This window comes from Falsiroseomonas algicola, assembly GCF_011040385.1.
Lineage (GTDB): Bacteria > Pseudomonadota > Alphaproteobacteria > Acetobacterales > Acetobacteraceae > Falsiroseomonas > Falsiroseomonas algicola.
Genome location: NZ_JAAIKB010000013.1, coordinates 1 through 23,478 on the forward strand (window position 1 = coordinate 1; position 23,478 = coordinate 23,478).

Annotated in this window: 27 protein-coding genes; 17 read left to right on the forward strand and 10 right to left on the reverse strand. The window is 71.2% G+C overall.

Going from position 1 to position 23,478, the window contains the following annotated elements:
- Positions 1-134: 134 nt before the first annotated feature.
- Complete coding sequence (locus G3576_RS24040; protein WP_164697024.1) at positions 135-404, reverse strand: hypothetical protein; 270 nt, start codon at positions 402-404, stop codon at positions 135-137.
- Between the two features lie 167 nt (positions 405-571).
- Positions 572-997: a DUF1489 family protein gene (locus tag G3576_RS24045; RefSeq protein ID WP_164697025.1), complete on the reverse strand. Its 426-nt coding sequence runs from the start codon at positions 995-997 to the stop codon at positions 572-574.
- A 122-nt stretch (positions 998-1,119) separates the two neighbouring features.
- On the opposite strand from G3576_RS24045, the gene G3576_RS24050 reads away from it, so the two are divergent.
- The 3 genes from G3576_RS24050 (at position 1,120) to G3576_RS24060 (ending at position 5,839) form a co-directional block, all read left to right on the forward strand.
- Complete coding sequence (locus G3576_RS24050; protein WP_164697026.1) at positions 1,120-2,112, forward strand: TAXI family TRAP transporter solute-binding subunit; 993 nt, start codon at positions 1,120-1,122, stop codon at positions 2,110-2,112.
- Between the two features lie 107 nt (positions 2,113-2,219).
- Complete coding sequence (locus G3576_RS24055) at positions 2,220-4,538, forward strand: methyl-accepting chemotaxis protein (protein ID WP_164697027.1); 2,319 nt, start codon at positions 2,220-2,222, stop codon at positions 4,536-4,538.
- 278 nt (positions 4,539-4,816) lie between these two features.
- Positions 4,817-5,839 carry an aspartate-semialdehyde dehydrogenase gene (locus G3576_RS24060; protein WP_164697028.1) on the forward strand — a complete coding sequence of 341 codons (1,023 nt, stop codon included), beginning with the start codon at positions 4,817-4,819 and terminating at the stop codon, positions 5,837-5,839.
- 28 nt (positions 5,840-5,867) lie between these two features.
- Here the strand turns inward: G3576_RS24060 and G3576_RS24065 are convergent, their stop codons facing one another.
- The 4 genes from G3576_RS24065 to G3576_RS24080 form a co-directional block, all read right to left on the reverse strand.
- Positions 5,868-6,407, reverse strand: coding sequence for a type II toxin-antitoxin system VapC family toxin (locus tag G3576_RS24065; RefSeq protein WP_235952409.1), 540 nt, complete (start codon positions 6,405-6,407; stop codon positions 5,868-5,870).
- Between the two features lie 13 nt (positions 6,408-6,420).
- Positions 6,421-6,702, reverse strand: a complete 282-nt coding sequence (locus G3576_RS24070; RefSeq protein ID WP_164697030.1) for a hypothetical protein — start codon at positions 6,700-6,702, stop codon at positions 6,421-6,423.
- A gap of 84 nt (positions 6,703-6,786) precedes the next feature.
- Entirely contained in the window at positions 6,787-7,995 is a 1,209-nt protein-coding gene (locus tag G3576_RS24075) for an FAD-dependent oxidoreductase (protein ID WP_164697031.1), read from the reverse strand.
- A gap of 155 nt (positions 7,996-8,150) precedes the next feature.
- Complete coding sequence (locus G3576_RS24080; protein WP_164697032.1) at positions 8,151-8,366, reverse strand: hypothetical protein; 216 nt, start codon at positions 8,364-8,366, stop codon at positions 8,151-8,153.
- A gap of 198 nt (positions 8,367-8,564) precedes the next feature.
- Here G3576_RS24080 and sdhC point away from each other — a divergent pair, with 198 nt between their 5' ends.
- From sdhC to G3576_RS24100, 4 genes are all read left to right on the forward strand, one after another.
- Positions 8,565-8,975 carry a succinate dehydrogenase, cytochrome b556 subunit gene (sdhC, locus tag G3576_RS24085; RefSeq protein WP_235952410.1) on the forward strand — a complete coding sequence of 137 codons (411 nt, stop codon included), beginning with the start codon at positions 8,565-8,567 and terminating at the stop codon, positions 8,973-8,975.
- 11 nt (positions 8,976-8,986) lie between these two features.
- Positions 8,987-9,394, forward strand: coding sequence for a succinate dehydrogenase, hydrophobic membrane anchor protein (gene sdhD / locus G3576_RS24090; RefSeq protein WP_164697034.1), 408 nt, complete (start codon positions 8,987-8,989; stop codon positions 9,392-9,394).
- Between the two features lie 72 nt (positions 9,395-9,466).
- Entirely contained in the window at positions 9,467-11,284 is a 1,818-nt protein-coding gene (gene sdhA / locus G3576_RS24095) for a succinate dehydrogenase flavoprotein subunit (protein WP_164697035.1), read from the forward strand.
- 14 nt (positions 11,285-11,298) lie between these two features.
- Complete coding sequence (locus tag G3576_RS24100) at positions 11,299-12,081, forward strand: succinate dehydrogenase iron-sulfur subunit (RefSeq protein ID WP_164697036.1); 783 nt, start codon at positions 11,299-11,301, stop codon at positions 12,079-12,081.
- Positions 12,082-12,138: 57 nt separating this feature from the next.
- Here G3576_RS24100 and G3576_RS24105 read toward each other — a convergent pair whose 3' ends face one another.
- Positions 12,139-12,888 (reverse strand): sulfite exporter TauE/SafE family protein, encoded by a 750-nt coding sequence (locus tag G3576_RS24105; protein ID WP_164697037.1) that lies wholly within the window; start codon positions 12,886-12,888, stop codon positions 12,139-12,141.
- Positions 12,885-13,481 (reverse strand): DUF938 domain-containing protein, encoded by a 597-nt coding sequence (locus G3576_RS24110; protein ID WP_164697038.1) that lies wholly within the window; start codon positions 13,479-13,481, stop codon positions 12,885-12,887. The genes G3576_RS24105 and G3576_RS24110 overlap by 4 nt, the downstream gene beginning before the upstream one ends.
- Before the next feature lie 103 nt (positions 13,482-13,584).
- On the opposite strand from G3576_RS24110, the gene G3576_RS24115 reads away from it, so the two are divergent.
- From G3576_RS24115 to G3576_RS24135, 5 genes are all read left to right on the forward strand, one after another.
- Entirely contained in the window at positions 13,585-14,022 is a 438-nt protein-coding gene (locus tag G3576_RS24115) for a DUF2171 domain-containing protein (protein WP_207623017.1), read from the forward strand.
- A 107-nt stretch (positions 14,023-14,129) separates the two neighbouring features.
- Complete coding sequence (locus tag G3576_RS24120; protein ID WP_164697040.1) at positions 14,130-15,365, forward strand: PQQ-dependent sugar dehydrogenase; 1,236 nt, start codon at positions 14,130-14,132, stop codon at positions 15,363-15,365.
- Positions 15,366-15,412: 47 nt separating this feature from the next.
- Entirely contained in the window at positions 15,413-15,952 is a 540-nt protein-coding gene (locus tag G3576_RS24125) for a c-type cytochrome (protein ID WP_164697041.1), read from the forward strand.
- 69 nt (positions 15,953-16,021) lie between these two features.
- Complete coding sequence (locus G3576_RS24130) at positions 16,022-16,609, forward strand: amino acid synthesis family protein (RefSeq protein WP_164697042.1); 588 nt, start codon at positions 16,022-16,024, stop codon at positions 16,607-16,609.
- A gap of 7 nt (positions 16,610-16,616) precedes the next feature.
- Positions 16,617-17,387 carry an alpha/beta fold hydrolase gene (locus G3576_RS24135; RefSeq protein ID WP_164697043.1) on the forward strand — a complete coding sequence of 257 codons (771 nt, stop codon included), beginning with the start codon at positions 16,617-16,619 and terminating at the stop codon, positions 17,385-17,387.
- A 162-nt stretch (positions 17,388-17,549) separates the two neighbouring features.
- On the opposite strand, the gene G3576_RS24140 is transcribed toward G3576_RS24135, so the two are convergent.
- Positions 17,550-18,557 carry a Bug family tripartite tricarboxylate transporter substrate binding protein gene (locus tag G3576_RS24140; RefSeq protein WP_164697044.1) on the reverse strand — a complete coding sequence of 336 codons (1,008 nt, stop codon included), beginning with the start codon at positions 18,555-18,557 and terminating at the stop codon, positions 17,550-17,552.
- A gap of 128 nt (positions 18,558-18,685) precedes the next feature.
- Here G3576_RS24140 and G3576_RS24145 point away from each other — a divergent pair, with 128 nt between their 5' ends.
- Positions 18,686-19,360: a GntR family transcriptional regulator gene (locus tag G3576_RS24145; protein ID WP_164697045.1), complete on the forward strand. Its 675-nt coding sequence runs from the start codon at positions 18,686-18,688 to the stop codon at positions 19,358-19,360.
- A 121-nt stretch (positions 19,361-19,481) separates the two neighbouring features.
- On the opposite strand, the gene G3576_RS24150 is transcribed toward G3576_RS24145, so the two are convergent.
- Entirely contained in the window at positions 19,482-20,396 is a 915-nt protein-coding gene (locus G3576_RS24150; protein ID WP_235952411.1) for a hypothetical protein, read from the reverse strand.
- Between the two features lie 201 nt (positions 20,397-20,597).
- On the opposite strand from G3576_RS24150, the gene G3576_RS24155 reads away from it, so the two are divergent.
- From G3576_RS24155 to G3576_RS24170, 4 genes are all read left to right on the forward strand, one after another.
- Complete coding sequence (locus G3576_RS24155) at positions 20,598-21,506, forward strand: sulfite exporter TauE/SafE family protein (RefSeq protein WP_164697046.1); 909 nt, start codon at positions 20,598-20,600, stop codon at positions 21,504-21,506.
- On the forward strand, positions 21,503-22,276 hold the full coding sequence (locus G3576_RS24160; protein ID WP_164697047.1) for a TIGR02186 family protein: 774 nt from the start codon (positions 21,503-21,505) through the stop codon (positions 22,274-22,276). Before G3576_RS24155 ends, G3576_RS24160 begins: the two co-directional genes overlap by 4 nt.
- Positions 22,276-22,785, forward strand: a complete 510-nt coding sequence (locus G3576_RS24165) for a universal stress protein (RefSeq protein ID WP_164697048.1) — start codon at positions 22,276-22,278, stop codon at positions 22,783-22,785. The genes G3576_RS24160 and G3576_RS24165 overlap by 1 nt, the downstream gene beginning before the upstream one ends.
- A 94-nt stretch (positions 22,786-22,879) precedes the next feature.
- Positions 22,880-23,446 carry a NifU family protein gene (locus G3576_RS24170; RefSeq protein WP_164697049.1) on the forward strand — a complete coding sequence of 189 codons (567 nt, stop codon included), beginning with the start codon at positions 22,880-22,882 and terminating at the stop codon, positions 23,444-23,446.
- Positions 23,447-23,478: the final 32 nt, after the last annotated feature.

A 23,478-nucleotide genomic window follows, 5' to 3' on the forward strand; every position in this document is an offset into this window, starting at 1 on the left:
GAAAGGGCCGACCCCGGGCGGGGGCCGAAGGCCGCAAGGCCTGGGGTCTCCACCAGATCGGCCTCGTCGGCGCTGGCCTGCCGGGAAATGGCCAGCGCCGAAACCGTGCCCCCCGTCGGGGGGGGCGAAACAACTCAGCCCTGGCCGGCCGGCGCCGTCGCGGCGGGGCGGGCGCGGCGCTGGGCGGCGCGCTGGCCGGACTGGCGATGGCGGCGCTGGGCCGCGGCTTCGCGGCGCTGGCGGCGCTGCGCGCGGGTCTGGGTCTGGCCATCGCGGGCCGCGGCCACTTCCTGATAGGGCGTGCCGTTGGGGGCGACGGGGCTGTTGGCGCTGGCAGGCGCCGTCAGCAGGACGGGAGCGGCGATGGCGGCGGCGGCGAGCAGCAGGCGAAGGGTCATGCGCATGGGTGCGTTCCTGAATCCGGGGCGGTTGGCTAGCGTCGCTGGCGCCCGGGGGGAAACGCCGTCGAGGTACCGCCAGGGTGCGCCCCAGCCCCTGACGGGGCGATGGGGCGCAACTGAAATCCACGTAATCCAAGACGCTTGGCGGATGTTCTTCGCGCGATGTCTCGTCAGATGAGGCAGAGCGCCTCAAGCTCCCGCCGCAGGGCGGGCGGCAGGGCCTCCAGGCCGGTCGCGGCGGCGCCGCCACGGGCGACGTCCGGCGGTGCGGCCGGCGGTTCCAGGTAGCGCCAGCCCTGGAAGGGCTTCTGCGGCCGCGGCTCGACCAGGACCAGCTCCGGGTCCAGGACCAGGCCAGCACAGGCGGAGCCGTCATCCCACCGCTCCTCCCGGATATCGACCAGGCGCTGGCGCACGCGGATGAGGCCGGCCACGACCCAGTAGAGGGATCCGCCATCCAGCAATTCGGCCGCGCGCTTCGGCACCATGCGGGTCTGGTGGCGCAGCGGCGGGTCGAGCGCGGCGCGGCGCGCCTGGTTGGCGGCAAGCTCCGCCACCTCCTTCGGGCCGACGCAGAGTTTCAGGAGATGCAGCATGCGACGGGCATGTGGCCGCCGGCCGAGTCCCTGCAAGCCCCGATCCGGCACGCGGGCTTGCCCCCGGGCGCGATCCCGCTGTAATGCGGGTGGCATACAAGCAACAAAACGGAGGAAGCGTCATGCGTCGCCGCCATATTCTTGCTGCCTCGGCCGCCGGTCTCGCCCTGCCCTGGATGGCCAGCCCCGGCTTCGCGCAGCCGCGCAACGCGTCCTGGCCGCGCGCGCTCACGATGGGCACGGCGGCGCCGGGCGGGACCTATGCCCTCTATGGCCCCGCCTGGGGGCAGATTGCGCAGGAAGCGACCGGGGTCGCCATTTCCTACCGCACCACGCAGGGGCCGAACCAGAACATCATCCTGGTCAACCGGCGGGAGGTGGAGCTGGGCATGGTGACCATGGGCGTCGCGCTGCAGGCCTGGAACGGCCAGGGCGACTGGACCCAGGGCAACCGCTTCCGCGACATCCGCGCGCTGTTTCCGATGTACGACACGCCCTTCCACGGCATCGCGCTGAAGCGCAGCGGCATCACCGGCCATGCGCAGCTCGGCGGCCGGTCCGTCGGCGTCGGCCCGCGCGGCGGCACGCCGGGCACCTACTACCCGCAGATCCTCAACACGCTCGGCGTCCGGCCCTCCGCCGTGCGCTACGGTTCGGCCTCCGACCTGGTGGGCCAGATCCAGGACGGGCTGCTGGACTGCTTCCTCTTCGCCTCCGGCGTGCCGGTGCCGGCCTTCAGCGAGATCGAGGTGCAGGCGGACGTCAACTACCTCGACTTCACGGCGGATGAGGTGCGGCGGCTGACCGCGCAATTCCCGGAGCTGTCGCCCGGCACGCTGCCCATGGGCACCTACCGCAAGCAGGAGAAGCCGCTCAGCATCGTCGGCATGTACAACTTCGCCATCGGCCACCGCAGCCTGTCCGACGACCTGGCCTACGAGATCACCAAGGCGGTGCTGGGCCAGAATGCCCGCTTCCGCCAGGCGATCGCCGCGGCGTCGGAGACGCTGGCGGAGAACTGGACGAAGAACACCTTCCTGCCCTTCCATCCCGGCGCGGCACGCTACCTGCGCGAAGCCGGGCATGCGGTGCCGGACAACCTCGTGCAGTCATAGACCTCACACAACCGTGAGGCGGGCGGTCACAACCGCCCGTCGTTCATTGTCCGGCAAGGTGGGTTTGCGAATTTCCGGATATTCATTCATCCGGAAGCTCGAAAAGAATGCGACTGATCCCGGACTTCACCGTGGGCCGCAAACTTGCGGCCTCGGCGCTGCTGACCCTTGCCATGCTGGCGGTGCTGACCGGCCTCGTGTGGCGCGCCACCACCGGCATCATCGGGGAGCAGGCCGCCTCGGCCGAAACCGAATCCGCCATGGACCGCCTGGATGAGGGCGAGTCGACGCTGCGGGACGTCGCGGTGCTGGAACGCGACCTGCTGCTGCTGCACCAGGAAGCCGCGCAGGCCCCGGCCTGGACGCGCATCGCCACCGCCCTGGAACAGGGAAGACGCATCGTGCAGGAGGCCGGGCAGCGGCTGAACCGCCCGGAGATGACGGCGGCGATCCAGCGGCTCGATGGCGCGGCCGGCAGCTACGGCCAGGCGCTGGAACAGGTGGCGCGGCTGCGCCTGCAGATGATCCAGGCCCGGGACAACGAGCTTTTCCCGCGCAGCGGCGAATATGACAGCCTATTCGAGGCGGTGGCCGCGGCGATTGGCTTCGACGTCCCGGCCGACCAGCAGGACGACGCCCGCCAGCGCCTGATGACGGTGCACGCGGCGGTGAACGACACGCGCATCGGCATCCAGCGCCTGCTGGCGACCGGGGAGGAGGAGCAGGTGCGCCGCATCCGCCGCGGCATCGCGCAGAGCCGCGTGCATGGCCGCGGCCTCGCTTCCATCGAGGCGCCGCCCCGGGTGAAGGAGGACATCAACCGGCTGATGGAGCGCGCGCTGGCGGTCGGCGAGGCGTCGAACAAGATCCTGGTGGCGGGCGAGGAGATCGCGAAGCTGCGGCGGGAGCAGGTGGAGCCCGCGCGGGCTGCGATGCGGGAGGCGATCGGCGCGGTCGGCGAGGTGGCGCTTCGCATCTCCGCGACCCAGCGCGCCGCCGTGGCGGAGGAAGCGGAGGGCGCGCGCCAGGGCACGATCTGGGCGGCGATGGCCATCGCCGTGGTCCTGGTCCTGTCCGGCCTGCTGCTGGCCCGCGTGATCGGCACGCCGCTCCGCCGCCTGTCCGGCGTGATGCGCCGCATCGCCGATGGCGACGCCAGCATCGCCGTGCCGCACCGCAACCGGCATGACGAGATCGGCGCGATCGCGGAAGCGCTGGAGACGCTGCGCGTGACCACCGGCCGCGCCTTCGCCCAGCAGCAGATGATCGAGCAGCTGCCGACCGCGGTGATGTCCGCCGATCCCAACAATGATTTCCGCATGACCTACATGAATGCGGAGACGAAGGCGCTGGTGGAGCGTCTCCGCCACCTGATGCCGACCGACGCGGATGGCATGATCGGCCAGTCCATCGACATCTTCCACAAGGACCCCAACCACCAGCGCGCGATCCTGTCCGACCCGTCCCGCCTGCCGCATACCTCCCGCATCATGCTGGGGAACGAGGTGATCGAGCTGCGGATCTCCGCCATCCGCGATGCCGCCGGCAACTACACCGCCACCATGCTGTGCTGGAACATCGCGACGGAGAAGGTGCGCCTGGCCGATACCTTCGAGACGGAAGTGGGCAACGTGGTCGGCGCGGTGGCGGAATCCGCGCAGCGCCTGCGGCAATCCGCGGTCGGGCTCAGCGCCTCGGCCGAGACCTCGGGCACGGAGGCGGCGGCGGTGGCCGCGGCGGGCGGGCGCGCCCAGGCCGATGTGCAGGCCGTGGCCGCGGCGGCGGAGGAGATGGCGGCCTCGGTCACGGAAATCTCCCGCCAGGTGGCGGAAGCCGCCAGCGTGGCGAGCCAGGCGGTGGCGGAGACCCGCGCCACCGACGCCACCGTGCAGGGGCTGGCGGAAGCCGCCGCCCGCATCGGCGACGTGGTGCGGCTGATCGGCGACATCGCCGGCCAGACCAACCTGCTGGCGCTGAATGCCACGATCGAGGCCGCGCGCGCCGGCGATGCCGGCAAGGGCTTCGCGGTGGTGGCGAGCGAGGTGAAGACGCTGGCCGGCCAGACCGCCCGCGCGACGGAGGAGATCGGCCAGCAGATCGGCCAGATGCAGGCCGCCACCAGCCAGGCCGTCGCCGCCATCCGCGGCATCGGCACGACCGTGGAACGCACCAGCGAGATCGCGACGGCCATCGCCGCCGCGGTGGAGGAACAGGGCGCCGCGACGCAGGAGATCGCCCGCAGCGCCGCCCAGGTGGCGGAAGCCACCCAGACGGTCGCGACGGGGATCGAGGGCATCCGCGGCGCGGCGAATGCCACCGGCGGCGCCGCCACCGCGGTCCGCGACGACAGCGGCGCGCTGGCCAGCCAGGCGGAACTGCTGCGCGCCAAGACCGACGGCTTCCTGCGGGCCGTCCGCGCCCTGTAATACCAGCGGACCGGCCTGTTGGCCGGTCCGAGCGCCCGAATGGGCGCCGCCGCTTATGCGTCACGCCGCAGGCGTGCCTTTGGCACGACGAAGCCAAGGAAACCGGAGGTTTCCGCGCCACGCCGCAGGCGTGCCTTCGGCACGACGCGTCTGAGGGGGCCTTGAGCGGTCACGCGAAAAGGCCGTTGGAATAGCCCGACGCGGAAGGCGGCCTCTGCTTGCCCCCTTCCGCCTGAGCGCCTAAGCCGCCCCTCCCCTTCCAAGGCAGGAGCGGCAGCATGGGCATGAAGGTCGCGGTCGTCGGCGCCACCGGCGCGGTGGGGCGGGAGATCCTCAAGACACTCGCGGAACGGTCCTTCCCGGCGGATGAGGTCGTGGCGCTCAGCGCCGGGCGCGGCGGCGGGCAGGAAGTCTCCTACGGCGAGGACGCGGTGCTGAAGGTCCGCGGCCTGGAGGGCCACGACTTCTCCGACACCGACCTTGCCTTCTTCGCGGCCGGCGCCGCCGCCAGCCAGGTGCATGCGACGCGCGCCGCCGGCCAGGGCTGCATCGTGATCGACGACACCAGCGCCTTCCGCATGGAGCCCGACGTGCCGCTGGTGGTGCCGGAGGTGAACGCCAATGCGCTGACCCGCTTCCGCAAGCGGCGCATCATCGGCAATCCGAGCCCCGGCAGCATCCAGATGGCGGTCGCGCTGAAGCCGCTGCACGACATCGGCAAGGCGCGGCGCGTGGCGGTCTCCACCTACCAGTCGGTCTCCGGCGCGGGGCGGGAGGGGATGGATGAGCTCTGGACGCAGACGCGCGGCGTCTATGTGAACGAGACGCCGCCCGCCGAGCAGTTCCCGAAGCAGATCGCCTTCAACTGCATCCCGCATGTCGGCGACTTCATGGATGACGGCGCGACGCGGGAGGAATGGGCCCTGGCCGCCGAGGCGCGGAAGGTGCTGGACCCCGACATCGCCGTGGTGGCAACCTGCGTGCGCGTGCCGGTCTTCATCGGCAATGCCCAGGCCGTGCATGTTGCCTTCGAGCGCCCGGTGACGGAAGCCGATGCCCGCAACGCGCTGCGGGAGGCGCCGGGCGTCATCGTGCTCGACCGGCGGGAGGATGGCGGCTACGCGACGGCGGCCGAGACCTCGGGCGAGGATGCCGTCTATGTCAGCCGGCTCCGCCGCGACCTGACGGTGCCGCATGGGCTGGCCTTCTGGAGCGTGACGGACAACCTCCGCAAGGGATCGGCGCTGAACGCGGTGCAGATCGCGGAGGAACTGGTGGCGCGGAAGCTGGTGGGGGAGTAGGGCGCGACCCTTCCGGGCCGTGGGACTCTCAGGCGCGGTAGAACAGCACCCGTCCCGCAGGCAGGACCTGCTGCATGAAGTCGAAGTCGCGGATGTTCCGGGTCAGCACCGTATGCCCGTTCTCCAGCGCATGCAGGTAGATCGCCGCGTCGTTGATGGCGTGCAGGGCCTGATGGGGCTGGAACCCGCCCAGGCGGTGCACCAGGCCGGCCATGATTCCGGCCTCCAGCATCGTGCCGGGGGCCACGCCCTCCACCCGATGCGGCGGGATGTCGTCGATGGCTCCGGCAAGCTCGGCGAGCACGGCCGCGGTGCCGGGCGCCCTGGGATCGAGCTTCCCGAACCAGTTCGTGAGTTCCGCGAGCACGACCGACAGGTGGAACAAAGGCCGCGCCGCCAGCAGGGCATCGACCTCCGGCGGCGTGGTGCCGCTCAGCACATCAAGGTAGACGGTCGTGTCCAGCAGGACCGGGGATCCGACCGCGTCGCCCGGACCGACGAAAGTCAGCTGCGCATCCGCGCGCCGCGCCAGCTGGCCGGTCCTGCCCTGCGGCCGGAGGCGCCGCAACGACCGACGCAGGTCAATCCTCAACGGTGAGGATGCCCTTCGCCACGCGCCCCTTCCGGGCGAGCAGGCGACTGCCGAAATCATCCTCCATCGCGACCTTGATCAGGGCGTAGGTCAGGAGCTCCGTCGGCTCCGTGATGCCGGCCCGGCGCTGCGCCTCGGCGACCAGGTGGTCCGGAAACCGCCCGGCGAGCTGCCTGGATTTGGGTCCGGCAAGCAGCCCGGCCTCGTCCGCCGCCTTCTTCAGCCGCGCCCGCCGGCGCTCGCCGAGCGAGCCTTCCGCGATGTCGGCCATGCAGTGCCTCCCGATCCGGTGACGTCAAACGAAATCGGATTTCTGTTTGACAAGTCAAGGCTGGCCGCACGGCCGGCCAGCGCCCTACCCGCCCCGGAACATCGCCGCCACTTCGCGCGCCATCCAGGGCGCGGTCGAGAACTTGCCGCTATCCACGGACACGTAGCGGCCGCTGCGGCGGATGCCGAAGCGGTCGCGGCGGTGCAGGCCGGCAGTAGGGTCGTCGAGCCGCCCACGGCCCTGGGCCACCACCCAGCTGCCCTGCAGGTCCATCTGCGCCGCGCCATCGGCCACCTGGCGCACCGCCGGCACATGCTCCGCCAGCCCGTCCAGGATGCGCGCCTTCAGCGCGGCACGCCCAGCCTCGTCCAGCGCCGGCAGGGGTGGCGGCGCGGGATCCTCCCCCACCGCGACCAGGCCGGCGGGGTACCAGGAGAGGTAGAAATCCCGGTCGCCATAGGCCTTCACGTCGCCAAAGGGCCCGGTGCCGATCAGCGCATTGGGCTGCGCCACCGGGCGCTCCGTATGGACGAAAAGCGCGTAGCGGTAGCGATGGGTCAGCTCCGGCGCCGGCGCCAGCCCGATGCCCTGGTCGATGACGCTGCGGCCTTCCCAGAGCGCATTCACCACGATGGTGAAGGGCCCGTCCTCCCCGCCATCGGTCCGGACCTGGAAGGGGCCATCGAGCCCCGTCGCCTCCGCCGATGGCCGGACAGAGACGACGCGGTGGCCGAGGCGCTGCTCGATCCGCGGTTCCGCCGCCAGCGCCGCGATGTAGCGCCGCGCGACCCAGCGGGAGGAGACGCTGCGTTCCGGCAGGCGCCAGCCGCCGAGGATGGCGCCGCCCTCGGTAGCCACCGCGGCCATCTCGGCGGGCGTCAGCGGCGTGACACCCCGCAGCGCGGCATCGTCCCAGTAGCGGCCGGCATCGGGATGGCGCCGCACCAGCTCCGAGACGCGGCGGAAATAGGCTTCGACCCCGTCCTGCTGCACGACCGAATCGCGGTGCAGCAGGAAGACCTCGTCCCGCGCCGTGGTGGCGCCGGCGATGGACCCGCCGAGCAGTTCCTCCACGATGTCGCGGAACAGCAGCCCGCCCGTCAGCAGCTGGCGCGCGGTGCCGAGGCTGGGGTCGGCGGCGTAGAGGTAGCCGAGGTGGAGCTTGCCGTCGTTCCAGCCGCTCGATCCCTCGAAGGGTTTCGCCGCCTGGTCGAACAGGGTCACGTCATAGCCCTGGCGCGCCATGAACAGCGCGGTCGAGCAGCCCATGATGCCCGCCCCGAGCACCGCCACCTTGCCTGTTGCCCGCCTGCCGCGGCGCCGAGACGTCTCCATCAACATGACGGTAGGCGGGCCGGTCGGGATCGGCAAGGAACCCGGGCGCGCGCGCGCAATACGACCAGGAGATTCAACGGAATCGAACGCAGGCGACCCTTCCCGACAGATCCTCAGAAGAACAGCCGGAGGATGGCGCCGAGCGCCGCGCCGCCGGTCAGCAGCTTGTGCAGCACCTCCAGCGCGCGGGTGAAGCGCGGAACGGCCGCGGGCGGCGGGGTGCCAGGGCGCGCGGGGCCGCTGCCGCTTGCGCCAGCGTTGTCCGGGCAGGGATCGGCCGGGCGACGGGGGGCGAAGCGCGGCAGCGTGCGGGGCTCGGGCTTGCGCATGGCGAAGGATAACATTCCTATCGCCCTGATGCACGATTCGCCGCATGGACGTCTGTCCATGTTGCGCCGCGTTGACGCTATGGCGCGGTGCACCATAAAAGCATCCACAAGGTTGAGCGTGCGCCCCGCCTCGACGCCGGGCGCGCCATGAGGAGCGGGCGCCTTATGTCGACAATGCAGGATTCGCGGGAGGCGACCATGATCGGTCGCCGGTCGGACGGCACGCCGGTCAGGCGGCCGCTGTCGCCGCATCTGCAGGTCTATGACATGCTGCAGATGACCAGCGCGCTGTCGATCAGCCATCGCATCACGGGCGTGATCTGGTCCGTCGGCGCGGCGGTGATGGTGTGGTGGCTGGTGGCCGCGGCCTCCGGGCCCGAGGCTTTCGGGAACGTCCAGTGGTTCCTGGGCTCCTTCCTCGGCATCCTGTTCCTGATGGGGCTGACGGGCGCCGCCTGGTTCCACACCCTGGCTGGCATCCGCCACCTGCTGTGGGATGCCGGCTGGGGCTACGACATCCCGACCGTCTACAAGACGGGCCGCGCGGTGCTGATCGGCACGGGCGTGCTGACGGCGCTGACTTGGCTCGCGCTGCTGATCTCCTGGTAAGGGGCGGAACCATGTCGCATTCGACCGGGGAAGCGCCCCGCCAGTCCCAGCTCCGCACGCCGCTCGGCCGCGTGCGCGGCGCGGGTTCCGCCAAGTCCGGCGTCGCGCATTGGTGGGGCCAGCGCGTCACCTCCATCGCGCTGCTGCCGCTGACGATCTGGTTCATCGCCTCGCTCGCGACCTCCGCCGGCATGCCGCACCATGTGGCGCAGGCCTGGATCGGGCATCCGCTGAACGCGGTGCTGCTGCTGGCGCTGATCGGCCTGACCTTCCACCACATCGCGGCCGGGCTGCAGGTGGTGATCGAGGACTACGCGAGCACCGAGGGTTCCAAGATCGCTGCCGTGCTGGCGGTGAAGTTCGTCTGCGTGCTGCTGGCGCTGGCGGCGGCGCTCGCCGTGCTGCGCATTGCGGTCTGACGCGGCGACCATAGTTCAAGGCCTGGCGGCGCGGGCTACGGGGCCCCGCCTGATGAATGGACGGCACAGCTGATGAACGCCATCTCGAAGCCCTCGATCGGCAATGGTGCGTATCGCATCGTCGATCACACCTATGACGTCGTCGTGGTCGGCGCCGGTGGCGCGGGCCTGCGCGCCACCTTCGGCATGGGGGCCTCCGGCCTCAAGACCGCCTGCATCACCAAGGTCTTCCCGACGCGCTCCCACACCGTCGCCGCGCAGGGCGGCGTCGGCGCCGCGCTCGGCAACATGGGCGAGGATGACTGGCGCTGGCACATGTACGACACCGTGAAGGGGTCGGACTGGCTGGGTGACCAGGACGCGATCGAGTACATGTGCCGCGAGGCGATCCCGGCGATCATCGAGCTCGAGCATTTCGGCGTGCCCTTCAGCCGGACCGAGGACGGCAAGATCTACCAGCGCCCCTTCGGCGGCCATATGCAGAACTACGGCAAGACGCCGGCGATGCGCGCCTGCGCCGCGGCCGACCGTACCGGCCACGCCATCCTGCACACGCTCTACCAGCAGGCGCTGAAGGCCAATTGCGAATTCTTCGTCGAATACATCGCCCTCGACCTGATCATGGACGATGAGGGCGCCTGCCGCGGCGTCACCGCCTGGTGCCTGGAGGATGGGTCGCTCCATCGCTTCCGTGCCCAGTCCGTGGTGCTGGCGACGGGCGGCTACGGCCGCGCCTATTTCTCCTGCACCTCCGCCCATACCTGCACGGGCGATGGCGGCGGCATGGTGCTGCGCGCCGGCCTGCCGCTGCAGGACAACGAATTCGTCCAGTTCCACCCGACCGGCATCTACGGCTCCGGCTGCCTGGTGACGGAGGGTGCGCGCGGCGAGGGCGGGTACCTCACCAACTCCGAGGGCGAGCGCTTCATGGAGCGCTACGCACCGACCGCGAAGGACCTGGCGTCCCGCGACGTCGTCTCCCGCGCCATGTCGATGGAGATCCGCGAAGGCCGCGGCGTCGGCCCGCTGAAGGACCACATCCACCTGCACCTGGAACACCTCGGCGCCGACCTGCTGCATGAACGGCTGCCGGGCATCTCGGAGACGGCGAAGATCTTCGCCGGCGTGGACGTGACGAAGGAGCCGATCCCGATGCTCCCGACCGTCCACTACAACATGGGCGGCATCCCCACGAACATCCACACGGAGGTCCTGAACCCGACGGCGGGCGACCAGGACCGGGTGGTGCGCGGGCTGATGGCGGTGGGCGAGGCCGCCTGCGTCTCCGTCCATGGCGCCAACCGCCTCGGCACCAACAGCCTGCTCGACCTGGTGGTCTTCGGCCGCGCGGCCGCGCATCGCGCTGCCGAGACGATCAAGCCGGGTGCGACCCAGGCGCCGCTGCCGCCGGGCGCGGGCGAGGCTTCCTTCGCCCGCTTCGACAAGGTGCGCCACACCAAGGGTTCCTCCAGCGTCGCCGATGTCCGCCTGCAGATGCAGCGGACGATGCAGGAACACGCGGCCGTCTTCCGGACCAGCGAGCTGCTGGCCGAGGGCGTGCAGAAGATGAACAAGGTGGCGGCGGGCTACGAGGATATCCGCATCGCCGACCGCAGCCTGATCTGGAACAGCGACCTGCTGGAGGCGCTGGAGCTGGACAACCTGCTCGGCAACGCGCTGACGACGATCGTCGGTGCCGATGCGCGCAAGGAAAGCCGCGGCGCGCATGCGCATGAGGATTTCCCGGAGCGCGACGACCAGAACTGGATGAAGCACACCCTCGCCTGGGTCGATGACAAGCGGAACGTCAAGCTCGACTACCGCGACGTGAAGATGCGCACGCTCACCAACGAAGTGCAGGTCTTCCCGCCCAAGGCCCGCGTGTACTAGGAGCCCGATGGATCATGGCTACCTTTACGCTGCCCAAGAACTCCACGATCTCGAAGGGCAAGCACTATCCCGCGCCGCATGGCGCGAAGAAGGTGCGGAGCTTCAAGATCTATCGCTGGGATCCCGATAGCGGGGAGAACCCGCGCACGGATACCTATGACATCGACCTCGATGCCTGCGGGCCGATGGTTCTTGATGCCCTCATCAAGATCAAGAACGAGGTGGACACCACGCTGACCTTCCGGCGGTCCTGCCGGGAGGGCATCTGCGGCTCCTGCTCGATGAACATCGACGGGCTGAACACGCTCGCCTGCCTGAAGCCGATCGAGGATGTGACGGGCGAGGTGAAGATCCACCCGCTGCCGCACATGCCGGTGGTGAAGGATTTGGTGCCGGACCTCAGCCAGATCTACGCGCAGCTCCGCAGCGTCGAGCCCTGGCTGAAGGCCGATACGCCCCCGCCGCCGGATGGGGAGCGGCTGCAGTCGAAGGAGGAGCGGGCGAAGCTCGACGGCCTCTGGGAATGCATCCTCTGCTTCTGCTGCTCGACCGCCTGCCCCTCTTACTGGTGGAACGGCGACCGGTATCTCGGCCCGGCCGTGCTGCTGCAGGCCTATCGCTGGATCGCGGACAGCCGCGACGAGGCGACGGGCGAGCGGCTGGATGCGCTGGAGGATCCCTTCAAGCTCTATCGCTGCCACACCATCATGAACTGCGCCCGCACCTGCCCGAAGGGTCTGAATCCGGGCCAGGCGATCGGCGAGATCAAGAAGATGCTGGCCGAGCGCCAGGTCTGACCGACCAGCGACCGATGAGCGGAAGGGCCCGCCGGCAACGGCGGGCCCTTTCGCGTTTCAGCGCAGATACGGATCGAGCAGCGGCAGCGACAGCAGGGCGGAGGCCGCGATCATCGCGTAGCAGGCGCGGCGGAAGACCACCGGCGACATGACGGTGAAGAGGCGCGTGCCGACCCAGGTGCCGAAGGCATAGACCGGCCCCGCCACGACCAGCGGGCCCAGCAGCGCCGCGCTGAACAGGCCGGCGATGGCGAAGCCCGCCGCGGTCAGGAATCCGCTGGCCGCGAGGAACAGGTTGAACACGGCGCGCAGCTTCGCGGGCGGCAGGTGGCGGCCGAGCAGCCAGGCCATCACCGGCGGGCCGGGCACCAGCGCGACGCCGGCCAGCACGCCGGCCACGGCGCCGACGCCGACGGAGGCACCGCGATGCACCGTGGCCGGGAAGCGCAGGCCCGAGGCCGCCAGCGCCAGCAGCGCCAGGATCACGCCGGCCACCAGCCAGCGCAGCGCCAGGGGGGCCGCCATCGCCAGCAGCCCGATGCCGAAGGGCAGGCCCGCCAGCACGCCGAGGCTGAGCCAACCGACCTCCCGCTTGTCCGCCAGCGGCCAGGCACCGCGCAGCAGCAGGATCATCGGCACGAAGTCGATCACCAGCAGCAGTGGCGCCGCCAGCCGCGGCCCGATGGCGAAGGCCGCCAGCGGCATGAAGACCAGCGCCGCGCCGAAGCCCGAAAAGCCCCGCGCCACGCCGCTGGCCAGCGAAGCCAGGACCAGGGCGGCGAGCGGGATGCCCTCCGGGATCGTCATGCCCGGCGGAAGGCGACGACCAGGTTGTTGGCCGGCATGGACGTGACCTCGGGCGGGCCGAAGCCCTGCATGGCGGCCAGCGCCGCCACCGCCTCCAGATGGCGCAGCCCCCAGGCGGGGTCGCGGGCGTTGAGGCTGGCGTCGAACTCCTCGTTGCTGGGCGCGGTCGGCACGCCGTCCTGGCGGTAGGGGCCGTAGAGGATCAGGGGCGCGCCCGCTGGCAACGCGCGGGCGGCGCCGCGCATCAGGCCCTCGGTCGCCGCCCAGGGGGCGATGTGGATCATGTTGATGCAGAGCACCGCATCCGCGGCCGGCACCGGCCAGGCCGCGCCGGCATCCATCGCGATCGGCGCCCGCACATTCGGCAGGCCCTGGCACCAGGCGGCGATGCTGGCGCGGTTCTCGGGGTCGAGGTCCGTCGGCTGCCAGTCCAGCGCAGGCAGCGCCGCGGCGAAATGGGCGCAATGCTCCCCGGTGCCGCTGGCCACCTCCAGCACCAGGCCGGACGGCGGCAGCAGGCGGCGGAGTTCGGCCAGGATGGGGTCGCGGTTGCGCAGCGTGGCGGGGGCGTATCGGCGCGGGTCGTCGCTCATGCCCCTGGCATCCGCCCGCGACGGCCGCAGGTCAACGGGCAACCGCGCCGGCCGCTCCCCGTTCCTTCCCCGCGCCGCGATGGGCGGCGGAGGAGGATACGCCATGACGCATCACGCGCTGCACCAGGTGCAGGAACACATGAAGGTCGTCGGCAGCGATGGGGAGGAGGTCGGCACCGTCGATCACCTCGATGGCGACCGCATCAAGCTGACGCGGGACGAAAGCGGCCAGCACCACTTCCTGCCGGGCGAGGCCGTGGCCTCGGTCAGCGATGGGCAGGTGCGGCTTTCCATGCCGGCGGCGCAGGCCAAGCGGCAGTGGCAGGCAGAGCAGATGAATCCCGCCATGAACCCGTCCATGACCGGCGCCACCCAGGGCCAGCGCACCATGCTGGGCGCGGCCGAGGCCGGGCGCGGCGGCGGGCAGCACCAGGGTCAGCACGGCATGTCGCAGAAGCAGGGCGACAAGCCCGTGGTCGGCGGCGAGGGTGGGGCGAATGATGCCACCGGCGGCACGGGCAGGACGCGCGACCCGATCTGACAGGCGCGGGAGCCAGGGGCGGCAACCGATTGCATCCCCTGGCCTTTCCGGGCCATCCTTCCTGCTCCCGGTGGCCATCGGAAGAGCGCACCGGAAGGGAGAGATACATGGTCCGCACCTCGTTGCTGGCGGCCGGCTTCCTCGCCGCGCTGGCCACCTTGCCGTCCCTCGGGCCTGCCTTCGCGCAGGCCCCTGCCCCCGCCCCGGTGCCCGGATGGGCGGTCGGGCGGCCCGAAGGCTCCACCCTCGCCCCCCATGCGCCGCGCCTGACGGTGACGCCGGCGGACCAGGTGCCGGTCGGCGCGCTGCGCCTGCCGCCGGGCTTCCAGGCCGAGATCTACGCGCATGGCATCCCCGGCGCGCGGATGATGGCGGAGGGGCCGAACGGCACGATCTTCGCCGGCTCCCGCGCCATCGGCCGGGTCTATGCCGTCCGCCGCAACGCCGACGGCACGACGCGCACCAGCATCGTGGCGCAGGGCCTGGCGCAGCCGAACGGGCTGGTCATGGTCGGCAACAGCCTGTTCGTCATCGCGGTCAACCGCGTGCTGCGCTACGACAACATCGAGGCCAACCTCGACAACGTGCCGGCGCCGGTCGAACTCACCGCCGCCTTCGGCCTGCCGACGGAGCAGGAGCACGCCGGCAACCACCACTGGAAATTCGCGTCGCTCGGCCCGGATGGCCGGATCTATACGAATGTCGGCGTGAACTGCAACGTCTGCGAAACGGACCGCGACAAGTTCGCCCTCCTCGTCTCCTTCAACCCGGATGGCAGCGACCGGCGGATCGAGGCGCGCGGCGTGCGCAACAGCGTCGGCATGGCGCATCACCCCGTGACGCGCGAGCTCTGGGCCACCAATAATGGCCGTGACTGGGCGGGGAATGACTGGCCGAACGACACGCTGCATCGCATCCGGCGCAGCGGGGAGGATCACGGCTTCCCCTTCTGCTCCGCCGGCAGCGCGGACCCGCAATTCAATGGCGGCCGCGCCTGCAGCGAATTCGTCCAGCCCGCGGCGCTGCTCGGCCCGCACACCGCCGCCCTCGGCATGCGCTTCTACACCGGCACCATGTTCCCGGAGCAGTACCGCAACCAGATCTTCATCGCCCGCCGCGGGTCCTGGAATCGGGAGAGGCTTTCGGGCTTCGACGTCGCGGTGGCGCATCTGGACGCGCAGGGCAACGTGACGCGGGTGGAGGAATTCATGACCGGGCTGCGTGACGACGCCAACCAGCGCTTCCTCGGCCGTCCGGTGGATGTGCAGGTGGCGCGCGATGGCGCGCTGCTGGTGGCGGATGAGCAGATGGGTGCGATCTACCGCATCACCTATCGCCAGTGACCCTGTTCCGACTTCTCGCGGCGGCCCTTCTGGCCGCCGCGTTCTCCGTGAGTGCCGAGGCCGCGGACCCGCGGCGGGGCGCCGACCTCGCCGCGCATCGTTGCGTGAACTGCCATGGCGACAATGGCCGCAGCCAGACGCCGGGCGTGCCCTCCCTCGCGGGGCAGCCGGCCGATTTCATCACCGTGCAGATGATCCTGCTGCGGGAAGGCATCCGCCAGGCACCGGCGATGAACCCCTTCGCGCAGGGCGTGCCGGACCAGGACATCGAGGACCTGGCCGCCTTCTTCGCCAGCCTGCCGCCCGGCCCGCCCGATGACCGCGCGCCGAAGGACGAGGCGCTGTTCGCCGCCGGCCAGGCGCTGGCGGGGCCGCGGCATTGTGCCACCTGCCATGTCGCCGACTATGGCGGCCGGGCCCAGATCCCCCGCGTGGCGGCGCAGCGGGAGGAATACCTGGTGCACGCCATGACGGAATACCGGGACGGCAAGCGGGCCGGCGTGGACACGCAGATGAACAGCGCCGTGGTGGGTCTCAGCAACGCCCATATCGCGGCGCTGGCGCATTACCTCGCGCATCTGGATTGACCGACCGGGGGCATGGCCCCCGGCGATCATGTTATGGTATGCCAAACTCCGGTATCGGAGTTCAGCGCCATGGCCTTCACCCCCCGCAAGATCGTCACCCATGCCGAGACCACCTTCATCGAGGGTGGCAAGGCCGCGCCCGTGCCGCTGCGGCTGTTCGGCGCGGCCGCGGTGCTGGCCAACCCCTGGGCCGGCCGCGGCTTCGTGGAGGACCTGAAGCCCGGGATCCACGCCATCGCGCCCCTGCTGGGGGAGATGCTGACGGCGGAGATCATCCGCCTGGCCGGGTCCGGGGAGGCGGTAGAGGGCTATGGCAAGGCCGCCATCGTCGGCACGGCAGGCGAGGTGGAACACGCCTCCGCCCTGATCCACACGCTGCGCTTCGGCAACCACTTCCGCCGCGCGGTCGGCGCGCGCAGCTACCTCTCCTTCACCAATTTCCGCGGCGGGCCGGGCACGCCCATCGTCATCCCGCTGATGGACAAGCTGGATGAGGGGCGGCGGTCCCACTACCTGACGGTCCACTTCGCCATCCCCGATGCGCCGGCGCCGGATGAGATCGTGGTGGCGCTCGGCGCTTCCATCGGCGGGCGGCCGCATCACCGCATCGGCGACCGGTACCAGGACCTCAAGGAACTCGGCGATACGCAGGGCTGAGCCGGAGATGGGCAAGCTCGCCTTCCGCCGCGCGGGCACAGGCCCGGCGCTGCTGCTGCTGCATGGCGTCGGGCTGGATGGCAGCGTCTGGGCGCCGCAGGTCGCGCATTTCAGGGTGACGCATGACGTGGTGGTGCCGGACATGCTGGGCCATGGCGGCAGCGACCTGCCGCCGGAGCAGCCGGAACTCGCGGACTACAGCGACGCCGTGCTGGCGCTGATGGACGAACTCGGCATCGCGCAGGCCGCTGTGGTCGGCCATTCCATGGGGGCGATGCTGGCGCTGGACCTGGCGCTGCGCCATCCCGGCCGCGTCAGCCGCGTGGTGGCGATGAACGCGGTCTTCCGCCGATCCCCCGCCCAGCGCGCGGCGGTGGAGGCGCGGGCGGCGAGCCTGGAGGGGGTGGGCGAAGCCGCCAGTTCCGCCGCCACCATCGCGCGCTGGTTCGGCGACCCCATCCCGCCCGCGCTGCAGGACAGCGCCGTGCTGCTGCGGGACCTGCTGGCCCGGGTGGACCGGGAGGGGTATGCGCGGACCTACCGCCTGTTCGCACGGATCGACGAGGCACATGCGGCGGCGCTGCCCGGACTCGCCATGCCGGCGCTGTTCCTGACCGGGGAGCATGACCCGAACTCCACCCCCGCCATGTCCCAGGCCATGGCGGCGCTCGCCCCGCGGGGCCGGGCGGAGGTGCTGGCGGGGGAACGGCACATGATGGCCATGGCCGCCCCGGCCCTGGTGAACGAGAGCCTGGCGCGCTTCCTCGGCGAGAGATAACAGCGGCACGACGGAGTGACATGCGGCCGGCGAAGCCGGCCGAGGCCGCGAAGGCGGCCCGCCGCCTATGCGGCGCAGCTAAGCTCGCGGAGCGAGCGCCGGCGATTGAGGCACGGAAAGGCAATACCAACGAGTCGCTGCAAGCGGCCGTTGGTATGACGCCTATTGCGGCTCGATCCCCGCATCGCGGGCGATCGGCGCCCAGGCCGCGAATTCCTCCCGCAGGGTGCGCGCGGTTGCGGGGCCATCGACCCAGAGCTTCTCGAAGCCCTGGGCGTTGAACAGCGCCTCCAGCGAGGGGTCCTGCACCACCGCGGCGAGTTCGGTGCCGAGGCGCTGCATGATCGGGTCCGGCACGCCGCGGGGTGCGGCCAGGAGGTAGCGGATATTGGCGTCGTAGTTGCGGACACCCTGCTCCTCGAAGGTCGGCACCTGCGGCGCCAGGCGGCTGCGCGCGGGGCCCGCCACGCCCAGCACCCGCATCTGCCCATCCCGCAGGAATTCCGTGACAGAGCCGAGCGTCAGGATGGCGGAGGCGACGTTGCCGCTGATGACATCCGTCATCGCCTGGGCGGTGCCGCGATAGGGCACATGGGTCAGGCGGATGCCCGCGGCCTGGGACAGCAGCTGTCCCGCGAAGTGATTGGCGGAGCCCACGCCGGCGGAGGCGTAGTCGATCTTCTCGGGCTCCGCCTTCGCCGCGGCGATGTAGTCCGCGAGCGTCCGATAGGGGCTGCGCCGCCCCACCACCAGCACGATCGGCGCCACCGCCACCATGCCGACCGGCACGATATCCCGCAGCGGGTCGAAGCCGAGCTGGCGGAAGATCAGCGGGTAGGTCGCGATGTTGTTGCCGTTCATCAGCAGGGTGTGGCCATCGGGCGCGGCGCGGGCCACGGCCTCGCTGCCGATGGCGCCGCCGCTGCCGGCGCGGTTCTCCACGATCACGGCCTGGCCGAGCCGCGGGGCGAGCCGTTCCGCCAGCGCGCGCGCCACCGCATCCGTGCCGCCGCCGGCGGGGAAGGGCACGACGATGCGGATGGGGCGGCTGGGCCAGGGCGTCTGCGCCAAGGCGGGCGTCGCCAGGCCGGCCAGGGCGGCGCCCAGCACCGCGCGGCGCGACGCCTCGGGATGCGACACCTCAGGATGCGATGGGGGCGTGCGGGGCATGGCGCGGGATCCTTGGGCGTTATCGGTATTATGGCATACCAAGCCCAGGGCCCTGTCAACGCCGCCGCTTGACTTCGCGCCGCGCTGCTTCATCCAGGGCCGCATCGCGAATGGGATGGGCGCCGGGCATGGGCGAGACCTCGATGCTGGTGGACCGCAGCGCCAGGACGCTGCGCGAACTCGCGACCGAGAAGATGCGGGACGCCATCCTGGACCTGCGCCTGAAGCCGGGCGACCGGCTGGTGGAGCGTGACCTCTGCGTCCAACTCGGCGTCAGCCGCACGGTGGTGCGGGAGGTGCTGCGCCATCTGGAGGCGGAAGGGCTGGTGGACGCCACGGGCCACCGCCCGACCGTGGCCCGCCCCACCCCCGACCAGGCCGCGCAGATCTACGAGATCCGAGCGCAGCTGGAGGGGATGGCCGCGCGGGCCTGCGCGGCACGCGGCGATGCGGCGCTGGCCGAGGCGCTGGAGGCGGCGCTGGGTGCCATCCGCGCGGCCTATGCGAAGCCGGACCTCCCCGGCGTGCTGGCGGCGACGCGGGAGTTCTACCGCCTGCTCTTCGAGGGCAGCGGGAGGGACATCGCCTGGGGGATCGTCTGTTCGCTGAATGCCCGCATCACGCATCTGCGGGCCATGACCATCGCGACGCCGGGGCGGGACCGGACGGGACCGGACCGGATGGCGCGGATCGTGGCGGCGATCCGGGCGGGGGATGGCGATGCCGCCGCGCAGGCCTGCATCGACCATGTCGGCGATGCCTCCGCGATAGCCCGGGCGCTGCTGGAAGCAGCGCCCGGATAATCAGCGTCCCTTGGGCGCTGCTGGAAGCAGCGCCCGGATAGTCAGCGTCCCTTGGGCGCTGCTGGAAGCAGCGCCAGGGTAGTATCAGGCGCCGCCACCGGCGGCGCCCGACGGCCAGCGTTCAGGCCAGGCGGCGATCCATGGCACGGACCGTGGTGCGGGTGCCGGTGCGGGCCCCGAGCACGGCCGCAACGGCGCCGAGCAGCATGGCGGCGAAGATCCAGTAGGCTCCGACCGCCGCGCCATTCGCGGCCGCATCGGCCGCGGCGCGGGCGCGCGTCTCGGCTTCCTGCGCCACGCGGGTGGCTTCGGCTTCCAGGCGATCGACGCGGGTCCGCGCTTCCTCCGCCGGGATGCCGTATTCGGCGGCAACCAGCTGGGACAGGCGGTCGCGCGCCCCCTGGTCGGCGCTGCCGCTGCTGATGCGGTTGCCGACGATCTGCGCCATCTCCGCCCGGCGCTGGTCGGTCGTCATGGCAGCCGGGTCGCCGCCGGTCTGGAGGCCGGCCTGCAGCCGTTCCGCCAGCGCACGCGGATCGATCTCACGCGCCGCGGGCGCGACGGCGGAGATCGCCTCGCCTGCGCCCTGGCCCAGCCCCTGCGCCGCGCCGCCCACCATGCGGGAGACGCCGTTCACCGCACCCGCCGCCGCATTGCCCAGCAGCACCGCGGAGATCAGGAAGCCGATGGCCCAGACGGACAGGCCGTGCAGCACGCCATCCGTGTCATCCGCCGTGCCCGACAGCCGCGCCGCGACATAGCCGCCGACGGCCAGGCCGATCAGGTTCGCCACCAGCAGCCAGATGCCGCCCGCGATGCCGAAGGTGCTGGCGGAAGGCGTCTCGCCCGCCACCACGGGATCGATCGTCGTCGCGCCGATGGCGAGGCCGAGGATGTTGAGCATGGCACCGACCGCGACGGCGACGACGCCGCCCGCAATGACGGCGCCCCAGGAGATTCGGCTGGGCAGGGCGGGCGCGCCTTCCGGCGCAACGCCGCCGGTCATGCCTTGCGCGGTGGCAACATGGGTCTGCATGGGAAATTCCTTCGGCTTGAATGCCGTCCGCGCAACGCGTCACGCCCGGGACAGGTTCAGGGCCCACGCTTCCGCGGAATGGATGTTCCGCAGAATGTGGGCGGCACAGCCGGATTTTTTCCCGCCGCAAACTTGCAGCGTCGGCGTTCCGGGTCCAAACCGCCGCATTCCCGCCATCCCGCCCGGGAAGAATGGACAGCGATGCAGGTCTATCTGCCGATCGCCGAAATGTCGGTGGATGCCCTGCTGCTGCTGGGCATCGGCTTTGGCGTGGGCTGGCTCTCGGGCCTGTTCGGCGTGGGCGGCGGCTTCCTGCTGACGCCGCTTCTGATCCTGATCGGCATCCCCTCTCCCGTCGCGGTCGGTTCGGGGGCGAACCAGACCCTGGGCGCCTCCGTCTCCGGGCTCATGGCGCAGTGGCGGCGCGGCAATGTCGATGTGCGCATGGGCAGCGTGCTGCTGGTCGGCGGCTTCGCGGGGTCGCTGCTGGGCGTGCAGCTCTTCGCGTGGCTGAGACGCCTGGGGCAGGTCGATCTCGCCGTCTCGATCTTCTACATCGTCGTGCTGGGCACCGTCGGCGCGCTGATGATGCGGGAGAGCCTGACGGCGATCCTGCGCCGGCGCCGGGCGCGGCCGCGCCGGCTGCACGAGCATTTCTGGATGCACGGCCTGCCGCTGAAGATGCGGTTCCGGAAGTCCCGCCTCTACATCTCTGTCATCCCGCCGCTGCTGGTCGGCTTCCTGATCGGCGTACTCTCCGCCGTCATGGGTGTCGGCGGCGGCTTCATGCTGGTGCCGGCCATGATCTACCTGCTCGGTATGCCGACGGCGGTCGTCATTGGCACCTCGCTGTTCCAGGTCGTCTTCGTGACCGCCAACGTGACCTTCCTGCAGGCCATCCAGGTCGGCAGCGTGGACATCGTGCTGACCCTGCTGCTGCTGGCCGGCGGCGTGGTGGGCGCGCAGATCGGCGCGGCCATGGGCACGCGGCTGCGGGGCGAGGAGACGCGCGCGCTGCTCGGCGCGCTGGTGCTCTCCGTCGCGCTGGCGCTGCTGTGGGATCTGCTGCGGGTGCCGGAGCAGCTCTTCGTCATCGGTCCGGTTCCTTGATCCGGCTCCTTCTTCTGCTGCTTCTGCTGGCCTTCCCGGCCGCGGCGCAGGTGGCGCCACCGCCGCCCGCCGCGCCGCCGACGATCGCGCCGCCCTCCCTCGCCGCGCAGCTCTCCGTCTCCACCATCGAGGTCACGACCGCCTTCACGGGCGGCGAGATCCTGGTCTTCGGCGCGACGGAACGGCTGATCGGCGCGCAGGGGGATGAGGTGGTGGTGCTGGCGACGGGGCCCTCCACCAGCCTCGTCGTGCGGCAGAAGGTCGAGATGCTGGGCGCCTGGATCAACGGCCCCTCGGCCCGCTTCAACCGGGTACCGACCTACTGGGCGCTGGCCTCCACCTCCCCCGTCGCCACGCTGCTGGATGGGGTGGAGCGGCAGGACCTGCGCCTCGGGCTCGACCTGCTGCCGCTGGTGCAGCTGGGCGCGCGCGGGCCGCAATTCCGCGCCGCACTCGCCAGCCTGAAGCAGGATGCCGGGCTCTGGGTGGACCAGGTGAAGCCGGTGGAGGTCTCGGGCGGCCGCCTGTTCCATGCGCGCCTTCCCCTGCCGGCCACGGTTCAGACCGGGGCCTACCAGATCCAGGTGATGCTGGTGCGGGAAGGCCGCGTGGTGGCACGGCAGGAATTGCGCCTGGATGTGGTGCGCAGCGGCACCGCGGCCTGGATCGCGGACGTCGCGCGCGGGCAGCCCGTGCTGTATGGCTTGGCCTGCATCCTGCTCGCCGCCCTGGCGGGGTGGATCGGCAGCGTGCTGTTCCGGAGGGGATGATGGCGGATGAGGTGACGGAGGAGACGGCCGCCGCCGCCAAGGCCAGGCGCGACCGCGTCTTCCTGGTGGTGGTGGATGACAGTCCCGAGCGTGGCGTCGCGCTGCGCTACGCGGCGCTGCGCACCAAGAAATCCGGCGGCCGCGTGGCCCTGCTGCGGGTGATCGAGCCCGCGGGCCAGGTGGAATGGGCCGGCATCGGGGCGCTGATGGCGGAGGAACGGCGGGAGGAGGCCGAGAAGCTGCTCTCCGCCCTGGCGGCGGAGGTGCACGACATCACCGGCGGGCTGCCCATCCTGCTGATCCGGGAGGGCGAGCCGCGGGACGAGCTGCTGGCGCTGCTGGAGGAGGATCCGCGCATCTCCATCCTGGTGCTCGCGAGCTCTACGGATGGATCGGGCCCCGGCCCGCTGATCGCAGCGCTGACCGGGCGCTACGCCGCCAAGCTGCCCGTGCCCATGACCATCGTGCCCGGCGCTCTGAGCGATGCGGAGCTGGAACGCGTGACCTGAAGGCCATGTCGCGGCAACCACCGTCCCGTTGCACGGGGCGGTGAAAAGGACCACATAGGTCCGGTATCGCCAGCCACCGCGGAAACCGCCAACAATGTTCATCGAAACCGAAAACACGCCGAACCCGGCCACGCTGAAGTTCATCCCCGGCCGGGATGTGATGGGCGGCCGCGGCACGGCCGATTTCACCGCGGCGACGGACGCCGAGGGCCGGTCCCCCCTCGCCGCGCGGATCTTCGCGGTCGGCGACGTCGCCCGCGTCTTCCTGGGCCATGACTTCGTCACCGTGACCAAGACCGAGGATGCCGACTGGCAGCTGCTCAAGCCTCGCGTGCTGGGCGCGGTCATGGAGCATTACCTCGCCGGCCTTCCCACCATGGAAGGCGAGGATGAGGAGGCCGAGGCCGAGGATTTCGAGGCCGAGGACGGCGAGATCGTCGCCCAGATCAAGGAACTGCTCGACACGCGTGTGCGCCCGGCCGTCGCCGGCGATGGCGGCGACATCGTCTTCCGCGGCTTCCGCGAGGGCGTGGTCCGGCTGCGCATGCAGGGTGCCTGCAGCGGCTGCCCCTCCTCCCGCGCCACGCTGAAGCATGGGGTGGAGACGATGCTGCGCCACTACGTGCCGGAAGTGGTGCGGGTGGAGCAGGTGGAAGCCTGACGTTCCATTCCCGAGGGGCCGGATTGGCCGGC

What these genes read in the sequence shown, in the direction of transcription:
- G3576_RS24040 (WP_164697024.1), bottom strand. Translation starts at nt 404, where the DNA reads ATGCGCATGACCCTTCGCCTGCTGCTCGCCGCCGCCGCCATCGCCGCT.
- G3576_RS24045 (WP_164697025.1), bottom strand. Translation starts at nt 997, where the DNA reads ATGCTGCATCTCCTGAAACTCTGCGTCGGCCCGAAGGAGGTGGCGGAG.
- G3576_RS24050 (WP_164697026.1), top strand. Translation starts at nt 1,120, where the DNA reads ATGCGTCGCCGCCATATTCTTGCTGCCTCGGCCGCCGGTCTCGCCCTG.
- G3576_RS24055 (WP_164697027.1), top strand. Translation starts at nt 2,220, where the DNA reads ATGCGACTGATCCCGGACTTCACCGTGGGCCGCAAACTTGCGGCCTCG.
- G3576_RS24060 (WP_164697028.1), top strand. Translation starts at nt 4,817, where the DNA reads ATGGGCATGAAGGTCGCGGTCGTCGGCGCCACCGGCGCGGTGGGGCGG.
- G3576_RS24070 (WP_164697030.1), bottom strand. Translation starts at nt 6,702, where the DNA reads ATGGCCGACATCGCGGAAGGCTCGCTCGGCGAGCGCCGGCGGGCGCGG.
- G3576_RS24080 (WP_164697032.1), bottom strand. Translation starts at nt 8,366, where the DNA reads ATGCGCAAGCCCGAGCCCCGCACGCTGCCGCGCTTCGCCCCCCGTCGC.
- sdhC (WP_235952410.1), top strand. Translation starts at nt 8,565, where the DNA reads ATGATCGGTCGCCGGTCGGACGGCACGCCGGTCAGGCGGCCGCTGTCG.
- sdhD (WP_164697034.1), top strand. Translation starts at nt 8,987, where the DNA reads ATGTCGCATTCGACCGGGGAAGCGCCCCGCCAGTCCCAGCTCCGCACG.
- sdhA (WP_164697035.1), top strand. Translation starts at nt 9,467, where the DNA reads ATGAACGCCATCTCGAAGCCCTCGATCGGCAATGGTGCGTATCGCATC.
- G3576_RS24100 (WP_164697036.1), top strand. Translation starts at nt 11,299, where the DNA reads ATGGCTACCTTTACGCTGCCCAAGAACTCCACGATCTCGAAGGGCAAG.
- G3576_RS24105 (WP_164697037.1), bottom strand. Translation starts at nt 12,888, where the DNA reads ATGACGATCCCGGAGGGCATCCCGCTCGCCGCCCTGGTCCTGGCTTCG.
- G3576_RS24110 (WP_164697038.1), bottom strand. Translation starts at nt 13,481, where the DNA reads ATGAGCGACGACCCGCGCCGATACGCCCCCGCCACGCTGCGCAACCGC.
- G3576_RS24115 (WP_207623017.1), top strand. Translation starts at nt 13,585, where the DNA reads ATGACGCATCACGCGCTGCACCAGGTGCAGGAACACATGAAGGTCGTC.
- G3576_RS24120 (WP_164697040.1), top strand. Translation starts at nt 14,130, where the DNA reads ATGGTCCGCACCTCGTTGCTGGCGGCCGGCTTCCTCGCCGCGCTGGCC.
- G3576_RS24130 (WP_164697042.1), top strand. Translation starts at nt 16,022, where the DNA reads ATGGCCTTCACCCCCCGCAAGATCGTCACCCATGCCGAGACCACCTTC.
- G3576_RS24135 (WP_164697043.1), top strand. Translation starts at nt 16,617, where the DNA reads ATGGGCAAGCTCGCCTTCCGCCGCGCGGGCACAGGCCCGGCGCTGCTG.
- G3576_RS24140 (WP_164697044.1), bottom strand. Translation starts at nt 18,557, where the DNA reads ATGCCCCGCACGCCCCCATCGCATCCTGAGGTGTCGCATCCCGAGGCG.
- G3576_RS24145 (WP_164697045.1), top strand. Translation starts at nt 18,686, where the DNA reads ATGGGCGAGACCTCGATGCTGGTGGACCGCAGCGCCAGGACGCTGCGC.
- G3576_RS24150 (WP_235952411.1), bottom strand. Translation starts at nt 20,396, where the DNA reads ATGCAGACCCATGTTGCCACCGCGCAAGGCATGACCGGCGGCGTTGCG.
- G3576_RS24155 (WP_164697046.1), top strand. Translation starts at nt 20,598, where the DNA reads ATGCAGGTCTATCTGCCGATCGCCGAAATGTCGGTGGATGCCCTGCTG.
- G3576_RS24165 (WP_164697048.1), top strand. Translation starts at nt 22,276, where the DNA reads ATGGCGGATGAGGTGACGGAGGAGACGGCCGCCGCCGCCAAGGCCAGG.
- G3576_RS24170 (WP_164697049.1), top strand. Translation starts at nt 22,880, where the DNA reads ATGTTCATCGAAACCGAAAACACGCCGAACCCGGCCACGCTGAAGTTC.